This is a genomic window from Streptococcus sp. (assembly GCF_030528045.1).
In the GTDB taxonomy this organism is placed as follows: Bacteria; Bacillota; Bacilli; order Lactobacillales; family Streptococcaceae; genus Streptococcus.
In genome coordinates, this window is record NZ_JAUMZR010000045.1 from 1 (window position 1) to 14359 (window position 14359).

Consider the following 14359-nt stretch of genomic DNA (forward strand, 5'->3'; position numbering starts at 1 on the left):
GCTCCGTAATTTCCATAGTGGTTTTTACCCACTACAGATATTATAGAGCCTTTTTTTGTTTTGATACCCATTTTGAATTTAATAGAGAATAGTTAGATTTAAACTTGCGATGGACACTTTTTTCTTTTTTGGAAAACTTCTGAATTATGGTATAATAAGCAGATAGAGAAGTTGGGGGGTAAAAGATGAACATTCAACAATTACGCTATGTTGTGGCTATTGCCAATAGTGGTACTTTCCGTGAAGCTGCTGAAAAGATGTATGTTAGTCAGCCAAGTCTGTCTATTTCTGTGCGCGATTTGGAAAAAGAGCTGGGATTTAAAATTTTCCGTCGGACGAGTTCGGGAACATTTTTGACCCGTCGTGGTATGGAATTTTATGAGAAAGCGCAAGAGTTGGTCAAAGGCTTTGATGTTTTTCAAAATCAGTATGCCAATCCTGAGGAAGAAAAGGATGAATTTTCTATTGCCAGTCAGCACTATGACTTCTTGCCACCAACCATTACGGCCTTTTCAGAACGTTATCCTGATTATAAAAACTTTCGTATTTTTGAGTCTACTACAGTTCAAATCTTAGACGAAGTAGCTCAAGGACATAGTGAGATTGGGATTATCTACCTCAACAATCAAAATAAAAAGGGCATCATGCAACGGGTTGAAAAGCTTGGTTTAGAAGTTATTGAACTAATTCCTTTCCAGACTCACATTTATCTTCGTGAAGGGCATCCTTTAGCACAGAAAGAGGAATTGGTCATGGAGGATTTAGCGGATTTACCAACAGTTCGTTTTACTCAGGAAAAGGATGAGTATCTATACTATTCAGAGAACTTTGTCGACACCAGCGCGAGTTCCCAGATGTTCAATGTGACGGACCGTGCTACTTTGAATGGTATTTTGGAGCGGACGGACGCTTACGCGACTGGATCTGGATTTTTAGATAGTGACAGTGTTAATGGAATCACAGTCATTCGTCTCAAGGATAATCTAGATAACCGCATGGTCTATGTCAAACGGGAAGAAGTGGAGCTTAGCCAAGCTGGTACCCTTTTCGTTGAGGTTATGCAAGAATATTTTGATCAAAAGAGGAAATCATGAAAAAAAGAGGAATAGCGGCAGTCATTGTACTGCTTTTGATTGGGTTGGATCAGTTGGTCAAAAATTATGTTGTCCAGCAGATTCCACTGGGTGAAGTGCGTTCGTGGATCCCCAATCTCGTTAGCTTGACCTATCTGCAAAATCGTGGGGCAGCCTTCTCCATGCTGCAAGATCAGCAGTGGTTATTTGCTGTCATTACACTGGTCGTCATGGTAGGTGCCATTTGGTATTTACACAAACACATGGAGGATTCTCTCTGGTCGGTTTTTGGACTGACCTTGATAATAGCTGGAGGTCTGGGTAACTTTATCGACAGAATTAGTCAAGGTTTTGTGGTGGATATGTTTCACCTAGACTTTATCAACTTTGCGATTTTCAATGTTGCTGATAGCTATTTGACAGTTGGTGTCATTGTTTTATTGATTGCAATGCTTAAAGAGGAAGTAAATGGAAATAAAAATTGAAACTGGTGGGCAACGTCTAGATAAGGCTCTGTCGGACCTGACAGAATTGTCACGCAGTCTCGCGAATGAACAAATCAAGGCTGGACAAGTTTTGGTGAATGGGCAAACCAAGAAAGCAAAATACACGGTCCAAGAGGGGGATGTCGTCACTTACCATGTTCCAGAACTAGAAGTTTTGGAGTATGTTGCCGAGGACCTTCCTCTGGAAATTATCTACCAAGATGAGGACGTCGCCGTTGTTAACAAACCGCAGGGTATGGTTGTTCATCCCAGCGCTGGTCATACCAGTGGAACCTTGGTCAATGCCCTCATGTACCATATCAAGGAGCTGTCAGGTATCAATGGTGTTCTCCGGCCGGGTATCGTTCACCGCATTGACAAGGACACATCTGGTCTCCTTATGATTGCTAAGAATGATGAGGCGCATCTAGCACTTGCTCAAGAACTCAAGGATAAGAAGTCTCTCCGCAAATACTGGGCGATTGTTCATGGCAATCTTCCCAATGATCGTGGTGTCATTGAAGCACCGATTGGCCGTAGTGAAAAAGACCGTAAGAAACAGGCTGTAACTGCTAAAGGGAAGCCTGCAGTGACCCGTTTCCACGTTTTGGAACGTTTTGGTGATTATAGCTTATTGGGGTTGCAACTGGAAACAGGACGTACCCACCAAATCCGTGTTCATATGGCTTATATTGGCCATCCAGTCGCTGGTGATGAAGTCTATGGTCCTCGTAAGACTTTGAAAGGACATGGACAGTTTCTCCATGCTAAGACTCTAGGTTTTACCCATCCGAGAACAGGTGAAACCTTGGAGTTCACAGCAGATATTCCAGAGATTTTTAAAGAAACGCTGGAAAGATTGCGTAAAACTTAGAATAGATAAAAGGGTTGAGATGCCTTGTCTCAACCTTTTTCATTTCAAATCTTTTCTATTTTAAAGTATTCATGTTATAATGGATAAATATGAAGAATCGGAGTGAGAATATGAAGTACAAACGAATCGTCTTTAAGGTAGGGACTTCCTCCTTGACAAATGAAGACGGGAGTTTATCAAGAAGTAAAGTAAAGGCAATTACCCAGCAATTGGCTATGCTGCATGAGGCTGGACATGAGTTGATTTTAGTGTCATCTGGGGCAGTTGCCGCTGGATTTGGAGCTTTGGGTTTTAAAAAACGTCCGACTAAGATTGCAGATAAACAAGCTTCGGCTGCAGTTGGTCAGGGACTTTTGTTGGAGGAATATACAACCAACCTCCTCATGCGCCAGATCGTTTCTGCACAAATCTTGCTGACACTGGATGATTTTGTAGATAAACGTCGCTATAAGAACTCCCACCAGGCCTTGTCTGTATTGCTTCATCGTGAGGCAATTCCTATCATTAACGAGAATGACAGTGTCGTCATTGATGAGCTCAAGGTGGGGGACAATGACACTCTAAGTGCCCAGGTAGCGGCGATGGTCCAAGCGGATCTTTTAGTTCTCTTGACGGATGTGGACGGTCTCTATACTGGCAAGCCTAATTCGGATCCAACAGCTAAGCGTTTGGAGAAAATCGAGACTATCAATCGTGAGATTATTGATATGGCTGGTGGAGCAGGTTCTTCAAACGGAACTGGGGGCATGCTGACAAAAATCAAAGCGGCTACGATTGCGACGGAGTCGGGTGTACCAGTCTATATTTGCTCCTCCTTGAAATCAGATGCCCTGATTGAGGCAGCTGAAGAAACTAGGGATGGTTCTTTCTTCGTTGCGCAAGAGAAGGGACTTCGTACCCAGAAACAATGGCTGGCCTTCTATGCTCAAAGCCAGGGAACGATTTGGGTAGATGGTGGAGCTGCAGAGGCACTTTCAAAAAACGGGAAAAGTCTCCTCTTATCGGGTGTGGTAGAAGTGGAAGGAAACTTCTCTTACAACGATATTGTAACAGTAGCAGATAAAGAAACAGGTCAATCTCTTGGAAAGGGACGTGTCCAATTTGGTGTCTCAGCCCTAGAAGATATGCTCCGTTCTCAAAAAGCTAAGGGAGTCTTGATTCACCGTGATGACTGGATTTCCATCACTCCTGAAATCCAGCTTCTCTTTACAGAATTTTAGAGGTGAACGATGGTAAGTACACAAGAACAATTCGAACAGGTACAGGCTGTTAAGAAATCAATCAATACTTCCAGTGAAGCAGTGAAAAACCAAGCCTTGCTAGCCATGGCTGATCATTTATTGGCAGCTACTGAGGAGATTCTAGAGGCCAATGCTCTGGATATGGCAGCGGCCAAAGGTGAAATCTCAAATGTTATGTTAGACCGTCTTTATTTGGATGAGAGACGTATAGAAGCGATGGCAAGAGGGATTCGTGAAGTGGTTGCTTTACCAGATCCTATTGGTGAAGTCCTAGAAACAAGTCAGCTTGAAAATGGCTTGGTTATTACTAAGAAGCGTGTGGCCATGGGGGTTATTGGGATTATCTATGAAAGCCGTCCAAATGTGACGTCTGACGCGGCTGCTTTGGCTCTTAAGAGTGGAAATGCGGTCGTTCTTCGTAGTGGCAAGGACGCCTACCAAACAGCTCATGCTATTGTCACAGCCTTAAAGAAGGGCTTGGAGACAACGACCATTCATCCAGATGTGATTCAACTGGTGGAAGATACCAGTCGTGAAAGTAGCTATGCTATGATGAAAGCCAAGGGTTATCTAGATTTTCTCATTCCTCGTGGAGGCGCTGGCTTGATCAATGCAGTGGTTGAAAATGCTATCGTGCCTGTTATTGAGACTGGAACTGGGATTGTCCATGTCTATGTGGATAAGGATGCCGATGAAGACAAGGCTCTATCGATCATCAACAATGCCAAAACCAGTCGCCCTTCTGTTTGTAATGCCATGGAGGTTCTCCTCGTTCATGAAGACAAGGCAGCAAGCTTCCTTCCTCGCTTGGAACAAGTTCTAGTTGCAGAGCGTAAGGAAGCTGGACTGGAACCAATTCAATTCCGTTTGGATAGTTCAGCAAGTCAGTTTGTTTCAGGTCGAGCAGCTGAGGCCCAAGACTTTGACACTGAGTTTTTAGACTATATCCTAGCGGTTAAAGTAGTGAGCAGTTTAGAAGAAGCGGTTGCGCATATTGAAGTCCACAGCACCCATCATTCGGATGCCATTGTGACGGAAAATGCTGAAGCTGCAGCTTACTTTACAGATCAAGTGGACTCAGCAGCGGTTTATGTCAATGCCTCAACGCGTTTCACTGACGGAGGCCAGTTTGGACTTGGATGTGAGATGGGGATTTCTACTCAGAAACTACATGCGCGTGGGCCTATGGGTTTGAAAGAGTTGACCAGCTACAAGTATGTGGTTACTGGTGACGGACAGATAAGGGAGTAAGAGATGAAGATTGGATTTATCGGTTTGGGGAATATGGGTGCTAGTTTGGCTAAGGCTGTGTTGCAGGCCAAGACGGGTGCTCAGATTCTCCTTGCCAATCGTAGTCAAGCAAAAGTAGATGCTTTCATTGCCAACTTTGGCGGTCAGGCTTCCAGTAATGAAGAAATTTTTGAAGAAGCAGATGTTATTTTTCTAGGAGTTAAACCAGCCCAGTTTTCTGAACTGCTTGCTCAATATCAGACCATTCTTGAAAAACGAGAGAGCCTTCTTTTGATTTCCATGGCAGCTGGATTGACTTTAGAAAAACTAGCGAGTCTTCTGACAAGTCGCCACCGGATTATTCGCATCATGCCTAATACTCCAGTGGATATCGGTCAAGGAGTGATTAGTTACGCTTTATCAGCAAACTCTCGTGCTGAGGACAGGGAACTCTTTTGTCAATTATTGGCCAAGGCTGGCCTCTTGGTTGAGCTGGGGGATGGCTTAATCGATGCGGCGACAGGTCTCGCAGGTTGTGGACCAGCTTTTGTCTATCTCTTTATCGAGGCTTTGGCAGATGCGGGTGTTCAGACAGGATTGCCACGAGAAATGGCTTTGAAAATGGCGACCCAAACAGTAGTCGGCGCTGGGCAAATGGTTCTTGAAAGCCAGCAACATCCTGGAGTTTTGAAAGACCAAGTATGCAGCCCAGGAGGTTCGACTATCGCTGGTGTAGCGAGTCTGGAAGAACATGCCTTTAGAGGTACAGTCATGGACGCAGTTCAGCAAGCCTACAAACGAACACAAGAACTAGGTAAATAAGAGGTTGGATGACTCCCAGCCTCTTTTATGGTCGATTGAATGGAGAAGACACAAAAAGATTGTCACAAAAATCTATTTTTTTGATAGAATAGAAGATAGTAAAAAAGAAATGAGTTAGACATGTCAAAAGGATTTTTAGTCTCTCTTGAGGGACCAGAGGGAGCAGGAAAGACCAGTGTTTTAGAGGCTCTACTCCCAATTTTAGAGGAAAAAGGAGTAGAGGTGCTGACGACCCGTGAGCCAGGTGGAGTCTTGATTGGGGAGAAGATTCGTCAAGTAATTTTGGACCCAAGTCACACTCAGATGGATCCTAAAACGGAACTCCTTCTCTATATCGCCAGTCGTAGACAGCACTTAGTGGAAAAAGTTCTCCCAGCACTTGAAGCTGGCAAGTTGGTCATTATGGACCGCTTCATCGATAGTTCTGTTGCTTATCAGGGATTTGGCCGTGGCTTGGATATTGATGCCATTGATTGGCTCGATCACTTTGCGACAGATGGCCTCAAACCTGATTTGACACTCTATTTTGACATCGAGGTGGAAGAGGGGCTGGCTCGCATTGCTGCTAATAGTGACCGCGAGGTCAATCGTTTGGACATGGAAGGCTTGGACTTGCACAAGAAAGTTCGTCAAGGTTACCTTTCTCTTCTGGACAAAGAAGGAAATCGCATGGTCAAGATTGATGCAAGTCTTCCTTTGGAGCAAGTTGTGAAAACGACCAAGGCTGTCTTATTTGACAGAATGGGCTTGGCTAAATGAAACAAGATCAACTAAAAGCTTGGCAGCCAGAACAGTTTGACCGCTTTGTCCGTATCCTAGAACAAGACCAGCTCAATCATGCCTATCTTTTTTCAGGTTTCTTTGGAAGCTTGGAAATGGCGCAGTTTTTGGCTAAGAGCCTCTTTTGTACGGATAAAGTAGGCGTTCTACCGTGTGAGAAATGCCGAAACTGTAAGCTGATTGAACAGGAAGAATTTCCCGATGTTACCTTGATTAAGCCAGTCAATCAGGTCATCAAGACAGAACGCATTCGGGAATTGGTGGGTCTGTTTTCTCAAGCAGGGATTGAAAGTCAACAACAGGTTTTTATTATCGAGCAGGCGGAGAAAATGCATCCCAACGCAGCCAATTCCCTGCTCAAGGTTATCGAAGAACCTCAGAGTGAGGTTTATATTTTCTTCTTGACTAGTGATGAGGAAAAGATGTTGCCAACTATCCGGAGTCGGACACAGATTTTCCACTTTAAAAAGCAAGAAGAAAAACTCATCCATCAATTAGAGCAAGCAGGTTTAGTCAAGAAAAAAGCGACTCTTTTAACCCAGTTTTGTCAATCACATGCTGAAGCAGAAAAACTGGCAAATCAGGCAATTTTTTGGACCTTGGTGGAAGGGAGTGAACGCCTGCTGACCTGGTTATTAGCTAAGAAAAAAGAAAGTTATCTGCAAGTTGCTAAATTAGCCAGCTTGGCAGATGACAAGGAAAAACAAGATCAGGTCTTGCGAATCCTCGAAGTTCTCTGTGGACAGGATCTCTTGCAAGCAAGGATTCGACAGATTCTACAAGATTTGCTAGAAGCGAGAAAAATGTGGCAGGCTAATGTCAGCTTTCAAAATGCCATGGAATACCTGGTTTTGAAGGAAATATAAACTCAATGAAGGATAAAGAAAGGAAAGGGCTGGTTTATGGACAAAAAAGAATTATTTGATGCATTGGACGATTTTTCCCAACAGTTATTGGTGACCTTGGCCGATGTGGAAGCGATCAAGAAAAATCTCAAGAGCCTGGTAGAGGAAAATACAGCTCTTCGCTTGGAAAATAGTAAGTTGCGCGAACGCTTAGGCGAGGTGGAAGCAGATACCCCCGTCAAGGCTAAGCATGTTCGTGAAAGCGTCCGCCGAATCTATAAAGACGGGTTTCACGTATGTAATGATTTTTATGGACAACGCCGAGAGCAGGACGAAGAATGTATGTTCTGTGACGAGTTGTTATATAGGGAGTAAGCATGCAGATTCAAAAAAGTTTTAAGGGACAATCTCCCTATGGCAAGCTTTACCTAGTAGCAACGCCGATTGGCAATCTAGATGACATGACCTTTCGTGCCATCCAGACTCTAAAAGAAGTGGACTGGATTGCTGCTGAGGACACCCGTAACACGGGGCTTTTGCTCAAGCATTTTGACATTTCGACCAAGCAGATTAGTTTTCACGAGCACAATGCCAAGGAAAAAATTCCTGATTTGATTGGTTTCTTGAAATCAGGGCAAAGTATTGCTCAGGTATCCGATGCGGGTCTGCCTAGTATCTCAGATCCTGGGCATGATTTGGTCAAGGCAGCCATCGAGGAAGATATTGCAGTAGTGACAGTTCCAGGTGCTTCTGCAGGGATTTCTGCTTTGATTGCCAGTGGTTTAGCGCCACAGCCACATATCTTTTACGGTTTCTTACCGAGAAAATCAGGCCAGCAAAAGCAATTTTTCGACTTAAAAAAAGATTATCCAGAAACTCAGATTTTCTATGAATCACCCCACCGTGTAGCGGATACGCTAGAAAATATGCTAGCAGTTTACGGCGATCGCTCGGTGGCCTTGGTCAGAGAATTGACCAAAATCTATGAAGAATACCAACGAGGTACCATTTCTGAATTATTAGAAAGCATAGCTGAAACGCCACTCAAGGGCGAATGCCTTCTCATCGTTGAAGGCGCCAGTCAGGATGTGGAGGAAAAGGACGAGGAGGACTTGTTTTCAGATATCCAAGCACGCATCCAACAAGGCATGAAGAAAAATCAAGCCATTAAGGAAGTTGCGAAACTCTACCAGTGGAATAAAAGCCAGCTCTACGCTGCCTACCACGACTGGGAAAAAAAATCAAGAAAGTGATTAAACAGGGAAGTTTGCCTTCTTCCCTTTTTTTGTTATACTAGTAGAAGAAAAATTAGAAAGATTTGTGGGTGTCAAATAGTCTAGTAGTTTGTTTTTATTTGGACTTAGTTTCCACCCAAAGAGGTATTAGTGTCGTGTCTCAATCTTATATCAATGTTATCGGAGCAGGTTTGGCAGGTTCTGAAGCAGCCTACCAAATCGCAGAACGTGGTATTCCAGTTAAACTCTATGAAATGCGTGGTGTCAAGTCAACACCCCAACACAAAACAGACAATTTTGCTGAGTTAGTTTGTTCCAATTCTCTTCGTGGAGATGCCCTGACAAATGCTGTTGGGCTCCTCAAGGAAGAAATGCGTCGCTTGGGTTCTGTTATCTTGGAATCAGCAGAAGCTACACGTGTTCCTGCAGGCGGAGCCCTTGCGGTGGACCGTGATGGTTTCTCTCAAATGGTGACTGAAAAAGTGGCCAATCATCCCTTGATTGAAGTGGTTCGTGATGAAATTACAGAATTGCCGACTGATGTTATTACAGTTGTCGCTACTGGTCCTTTGACCAGCGATGCCCTAGCTGAAAAGATTCATGCCCTTAATGATGGGGATGGATTCTATTTCTACGATGCGGCGGCGCCGATTATCGATGTCAATACCATCGATATGAGCAAGGTCTATCTCAAGTCTCGTTATGACAAGGGAGAAGCAGCCTACCTCAATGCCCCTATGACCAAGCAAGAATTTATGGATTTTCATGAAGCCTTGGTCAATGCGGAAGTAGCACCGCTGAATTCCTTTGAAAAAGAAAAGTACTTTGAAGGATGTATGCCTATCGAGGTCATGGCCAAGCGTGGCATTAAAACCATGCTTTATGGTCCTATGAAACCAGTCGGTCTTGAGTATCCAGACGACTACACAGGACCTCGTGATGGCGAATTTAAAACACCTTATGCGGTTGTCCAACTTCGTCAGGATAATGCGGCTGGTAGTCTCTACAATATCGTCGGTTTCCAAACCCATCTCAAATGGGGGGAGCAAAAGCGTGTTTTCCAAATGATTCCAGGTCTTGAAAATGCGGAGTTTGTTCGTTATGGTGTTATGCACCGTAATTCTTATATGGATTCACCAAATCTTCTCGAGCAAACCTATCGTTCTAAGAAACAGCCCAACCTCTTCTTTGCTGGTCAAATGACGGGTGTAGAAGGCTATGTTGAGTCAGCAGCATCAGGCTTAGTTGCAGGTATTAACGCGGCTCGACTCTTCAAGGGTGAAAGTGAAGCTATCTTCCCAGAGACCACAGCGATCGGAAGTCTAGCTCATTACATCACTCATGCGGACAGCAAACATTTCCAACCAATGAATGTCAATTTTGGGATTATCAAGGAATTAGAAGGCGAGCGTATCCGTGATAAAAAAGCTCGTTATGAAAAAATTGCAGAGCGTGCTCTTATCGACTTAGAGGAATTTTTAACGGTCTAATTTTTTTCAAAGAATTGCTCATGATACTATAAAAATCTTAGAAATTGTGATAAAATAGGTAGGATAAAAAAAGGAGAGTAAAAATGGCGAATCCCAAGTATAAACGTATTTTAATCAAGTTATCAGGTGAAGCCCTTGCCGGTGAACGTGGCGTAGGGATTGATATCCAAACAGTTCAAACAATCGCAAAAGAGATTCAAGAAGTTCATAGTTTAGGTATCGAAATTGCCCTTGTTATTGGTGGAGGAAATCTCTGGCGTGGGGAACCTGCTGCAGAAGCAGGAATGGACCGCGTTCAGGCCGACTACACTGGAATGCTTGGGACCGTGATGAATGCTCTTGTGATGGCAGATTCATTGCAACAAGTTGGTGTCGATACGCGTGTACAAACAGCCATTGCCATGCAACAAGTGGCAGAACCTTATGTACGTGGACGTGCTCTTCGCCACCTTGAAAAAGGCCGTATCGTTATCTTTGGTGCTGGTATTGGTTCACCTTACTTCTCAACAGATACAACAGCAGCCCTTCGTGCAGCTGAAATCGAAGCGGATGCCATCCTTATGGCTAAAAATGGCGTAGACGGTGTTTACAATGCCGATCCTAAGAAAGACAAGACAGCTGTTAAGTTTGAAGAATTGACCCACCGTGATGTTATCAATAAAGGTCTTCGTATCATGGACTCAACTGCTTCAACCCTCTCTATGGACAACGACATTGACTTGGTTGTCTTTAACATGAACCAACCAGGCAACATCAAACGTGTCGTATTTGGTGAAAATATCGGAACAACAGTTTCAAACAATATCGAAGAAAAGGAATAAGAAAATTATGGCTAATGCAATTGTAGAAAAAGCTAAAGAGAGAATGACCCAGTCTCACCAATCACTTGCTCGTGAATTTGGTGGTATCCGTGCCGGTCGTGCCAACGCAAGCTTGCTAGACCGTATCCACGTAGAATACTATGGAGTAGAAACTCCTCTTAACCAAATCGCTTCTATTACTATTCCAGAAGCACGTGTTTTGTTGGTAACACCATTTGACAAGTCTTCATTGAAAGACATCGAACGTGCCTTGAACGCTTCTGACCTTGGTATCACACCAGCTAATGATGGTTCTGTGATTCGTTTGGTTATCCCAGCTCTTACAGAAGAAACTCGTCGTGACCTTGCCAAAGAAGTGAAGAAGGTCGGTGAAAATGCTAAAGTGGTTGTCCGCAATATCCGTCGCGACGCTATGGACGAAGCTAAAAAGCAAGAAAAAGCAAAAGAAATTACTGAAGACGAATTGAAGACTCTTGAAAAAGATATTCAAAAAGTAACAGACGACGCTGTGAAACATATCGACGACATGACCGCCAATAAAGAAAAAGAAATCTTGGAAGTCTAAAAATAAACAGAAAAACTCAGTTGGCATTGCTGGCTGAGTTTTATTCGAAAGAAGGAAATATGAATACAAATCTTGCAAGTTTTATCGTTGGACTCATCATCGATGAAAATGACCGTTTTTACTTTGTGCAAAAGGATGGTCAGACTTACGCCCTTGCCAAGGAAGAAGGCCAACATACAGTAGGGGATACGGTCAAAGGTTTTGCCTACACGGATATGAAGCAAAAACTTCGCTTGACCGCTCTAGAAGTGACTGCCACTCAGGACCAATTCGGCTGGGGAACGGTAACGGAAGTTCGTAAGGACTTGGGTGTTTTTGTCGATACCGGTTTACCTGATAAGGAAATCGTTGTGTCACTCGATATCCTCCCTGAGCTCAAGGAACTCTGGCCTAAGAAGGGGGATAAACTCTACATCCGTCTTGAAGTGGACAAGAAAGACCGAATCTGGGGACTTTTGGCCTATCAGGAAGACTTCCAACATCTGGCTCGTCCTGCTTACAACAACATGCAGAACCAAAACTGGTCAGCCATTGTTTATCGTCTCAAGCTATCAGGAACCTTTGTCTATCTGCCAGAGAATAACATGCTTGGTTTTATCCACCCAAGTGAGCGCTACACAGAGCCACGTTTAGGCCAAGTGCTAGATGCGCGTGTTATCGGTTTCCGTGAAGTGGACCGTACCTTGAACCTATCCCTCAAACCACGTTCCTTTGAAATGTTGGAAAATGATGTCCAGATGATTTTGACCTACTTGGAAAGCAATGGCGGTTTCATGACCTTAAATGATAAGTCATCTCCCGAGGACATCAAGGCAGCCTTTGGCATTTCTAAAGGTCAGTTCAAGAAAGCACTCGGTGGCTTGATGAAGGCTGGTAAAATCAAGCAAGACCAGTTTGGTACAGAGTTGATTTAAACCTTATAGACATGATAAAGAAACTTGAAGAAATGAGTTTAGAGGAACTCTGGCAACTTTTTCCTATTTTTCTAGTAGAGCACAAGTCAGAGTGGAAAGACTGGTATGAATTGGAAAAACAAATTTGGAAAAAATATTAGATGCAAATGTTATTAAAAGAATAGAACATATCGGTAGCACTGCTATCCCTAATATTTGGGCCAAAAATATCGTTGATATTCTGTTAGAAGTAGGTAGAATAGAGGATCTAGCAAGAGTTAGGGATTTATTGGTGAAGAATGGTTGGCTAGTAATGTCGGAGAGTCCTAACAGGATTTCGCTAAATAAAGGATATACAGAGCAGGGATTTGCTGAGAAAGTTTTTCATTTACATTTGCGAATGACGGGAGATCATGACGAGATTTATTTTAGAGATTATCTCTGCCAGCATCCAGATATCGCCCAAGCGTATCAGGAATTAAAACTAAGTTTGTGGAAAAAATTTGAACACAATCGAGACGCCTATACAGATGCTAAAACAGATTTTATAAACCACTACGTTTCAGAGGATAAGTTCAGTAATTTTCAAGAATCAGAAAAGTGTCATCAAAAAACTCTTGATAGGAGAAAGAATTGAGAAAATCATTTTACACTTGGCTCATGACCGAGCGCAATCCGAAAAGTAATAGCCCAAAAGCCATCTTGGCAGATCTCGCTTTTGAAGAGTCGGCTTTTCCAAAACACACGGATGATTTTGATGAGGTGAGTCGCTTTTTGGAGGAGCATGCCAGCTTCTCTTTTAACCTAGGAGACTTTGACGCCATCTGGCAAGAATATTTAGAACACTAGAGACAATGAGATGAGGCTAGTATTTTATTGTTCTCTTTGCTATAATATAAAGAAATAAACGGATTAGAGAGGTTCTTTATTTGAAGGAACATTCAATAGACATTCAACTAAGTCATCCAGATGACTTGTTCCATCTTTTTGGTTCCAATGAGCGCCATCTTCGTTTGATGGAAGAAGAGCTCGATGTGGTGATTCATGCTCGTACGGAGATTGTGCAGGTTATCGGAGAAGAGTCTGCCTGTGAGGAAGCCCGTCAGGTTATTCAGGCTTTGATGGTCTTGGTGAATCGGGGGATGACCGTTGGCACGCCAGATGTGGTGACTGCGATTAGCATGGTCAAAAATGATGAAATCGACAAGTTTGTCGCCCTTTACGAAGAAGAAATTATCAAGGACAATACTGGGAAACCGATCCGTGTCAAAACCTTGGGTCAAAAACTTTATGTGGACAGTGTCAAACAGCATGATGTGACCTTTGGAATCGGACCTGCAGGGACAGGGAAGACCTTTCTTGCAGTGACTTTGGCAGTAACTGCCCTTAAACGTGGGCAAGTCAAGAGGATTATCCTCACTCGTCCAGCAGTGGAAGCTGGCGAGAGTCTAGGATTTCTTCCGGGCGATCTTAAGGAGAAGGTTGATCCTTATCTTCGACCAGTTTATGATGCCTTGTATCAGATTCTCGGCAAAGACCAAACGACTCGTCTCATGGAGCGTGAAATTATCGAAATCGCGCCCCTTGCCTATATGCGTGGTCGGACCTTGGATGATGCCTTTGTCATTCTCGATGAGGCACAAAATACGACCATCATGCAGATGAAGATGTTCTTGACTCGTTTAGGTTTTAATTCTAAGATGATTGTCAATGGAGATATTAGTCAGATTGACCTGCCGCGAAATGTCAAGTCCGGTTTGATTGATGCCCAAGAAAAGCTTAAGAACATTCACCAAATCGACTTTGTTCATTTTTCAGCCAAGGATGTGGTTCGCCATCCAGTTGTCGCTCAGATTATCCGAGCCTATGAACCAGCTCCAGTTAAGGTTGAAGAAAAGAACCAAGAAACAGAATAGCAAAAAAGCAGTTCAGATGTGAACTGCTTTTTTTGGCTCTATGTCAACTGTAGTGGGTGACCTATAACTAAGCACGAGAGGAGACGAGG

Annotated in this window: 16 protein-coding genes and 1 pseudogene; all 17 read left to right on the forward strand. The window is 43.4% G+C overall.

The annotated features are described in order from the left end of the window. Positions 1-185 precede the first annotated feature (185 nt). The 17 genes and pseudogenes from Q4A91_RS08165 to Q4A91_RS08245 all read left to right on the forward strand — a co-directional run bounded on the left by Q4A91_RS08165 (position 186) and on the right by Q4A91_RS08245 (position 14270). Complete coding sequence (locus Q4A91_RS08165) at positions 186-1094, forward strand: LysR family transcriptional regulator (RefSeq protein ID WP_001025717.1); 909 nt, start codon at positions 186-188, stop codon at positions 1092-1094. Beyond that, complete coding sequence (gene lspA, locus Q4A91_RS08170) at positions 1091-1558, forward strand: signal peptidase II (protein ID WP_303212980.1); 468 nt, start codon at positions 1091-1093, stop codon at positions 1556-1558. The genes Q4A91_RS08165 and lspA overlap by 4 nt, the downstream gene beginning before the upstream one ends. Further along, a complete protein-coding gene (locus Q4A91_RS08175) occupies positions 1542-2432 on the forward strand; it encodes an RluA family pseudouridine synthase (RefSeq protein WP_303212981.1) in 891 nt (296 codons plus the stop codon). Before lspA ends, Q4A91_RS08175 begins: the two co-directional genes overlap by 17 nt. Positions 2433-2542: 110 nt before the next feature. Next, positions 2543-3652, forward strand: a complete 1110-nt coding sequence (gene proB, locus Q4A91_RS08180; protein WP_303212982.1) for a glutamate 5-kinase — start codon at positions 2543-2545, stop codon at positions 3650-3652. A gap of 9 nt (positions 3653-3661) precedes the next feature. Further along, positions 3662-4924: a glutamate-5-semialdehyde dehydrogenase gene (locus tag Q4A91_RS08185; protein ID WP_303212983.1), complete on the forward strand. Its 1263-nt coding sequence runs from the start codon at positions 3662-3664 to the stop codon at positions 4922-4924. Positions 4925-4927: 3 nt separating this feature from the next. After that, on the forward strand, positions 4928-5725 hold the full coding sequence (proC, locus tag Q4A91_RS08190; protein ID WP_303212984.1) for a pyrroline-5-carboxylate reductase: 798 nt from the start codon (positions 4928-4930) through the stop codon (positions 5723-5725). A 120-nt stretch (positions 5726-5845) separates the two neighbouring features. Further along, positions 5846-6484, forward strand: coding sequence for a dTMP kinase (gene tmk / locus Q4A91_RS08195; protein WP_303212985.1), 639 nt, complete (start codon positions 5846-5848; stop codon positions 6482-6484). After that, the gene (locus Q4A91_RS08200; protein ID WP_303212986.1) at positions 6481-7371 is read left to right on the forward strand and encodes a DNA polymerase III subunit delta'; all 891 of its coding nucleotides are present in this window, start codon (positions 6481-6483) and stop codon (positions 7369-7371) included. Before tmk ends, Q4A91_RS08200 begins: the two co-directional genes overlap by 4 nt. Before the next feature lie 36 nt (positions 7372-7407). Then, positions 7408-7725 carry a DNA replication initiation control protein YabA gene (gene yabA, locus Q4A91_RS08205; protein ID WP_000358229.1) on the forward strand — a complete coding sequence of 106 codons (318 nt, stop codon included), beginning with the start codon at positions 7408-7410 and terminating at the stop codon, positions 7723-7725. 2 nt (positions 7726-7727) lie between these two features. Continuing rightward, positions 7728-8603 (forward strand): 16S rRNA (cytidine(1402)-2'-O)-methyltransferase, encoded by an 876-nt coding sequence (rsmI, locus tag Q4A91_RS08210; protein WP_303212988.1) that lies wholly within the window; start codon positions 7728-7730, stop codon positions 8601-8603. Between the two features lie 137 nt (positions 8604-8740). After that, entirely contained in the window at positions 8741-10075 is a 1335-nt protein-coding gene (gene trmFO / locus Q4A91_RS08215; protein ID WP_303212989.1) for a methylenetetrahydrofolate--tRNA-(uracil(54)-C(5))-methyltransferase (FADH(2)-oxidizing) TrmFO, read from the forward strand. A gap of 83 nt (positions 10076-10158) precedes the next feature. Beyond that, on the forward strand, positions 10159-10896 hold the full coding sequence (gene pyrH / locus Q4A91_RS08220; protein ID WP_000002996.1) for a UMP kinase: 738 nt from the start codon (positions 10159-10161) through the stop codon (positions 10894-10896). A 7-nt stretch (positions 10897-10903) separates the two neighbouring features. Then, complete coding sequence (gene frr / locus Q4A91_RS08225; RefSeq protein ID WP_303213032.1) at positions 10904-11461, forward strand: ribosome recycling factor; 558 nt, start codon at positions 10904-10906, stop codon at positions 11459-11461. A gap of 59 nt (positions 11462-11520) precedes the next feature. Next, a complete protein-coding gene (gene cvfB / locus Q4A91_RS08230; RefSeq protein WP_303213034.1) occupies positions 11521-12375 on the forward strand; it encodes an RNA-binding virulence regulatory protein CvfB in 855 nt (284 codons plus the stop codon). An 11-nt stretch (positions 12376-12386) separates the two neighbouring features. Beyond that, positions 12387-12991: pseudogene (locus Q4A91_RS08235) on the forward strand (GrpB family protein). After that, complete coding sequence (locus tag Q4A91_RS08240; protein ID WP_001232084.1) at positions 12988-13203, forward strand: YozE family protein; 216 nt, start codon at positions 12988-12990, stop codon at positions 13201-13203. The pseudogene Q4A91_RS08235 and the gene Q4A91_RS08240 overlap by 4 nt, the downstream one beginning before the upstream one ends. Before the next feature lie 80 nt (positions 13204-13283). Further along, on the forward strand, positions 13284-14270 hold the full coding sequence (locus Q4A91_RS08245; RefSeq protein WP_000658168.1) for a PhoH family protein: 987 nt from the start codon (positions 13284-13286) through the stop codon (positions 14268-14270). Positions 14271-14359: the final 89 nt, after the last annotated feature.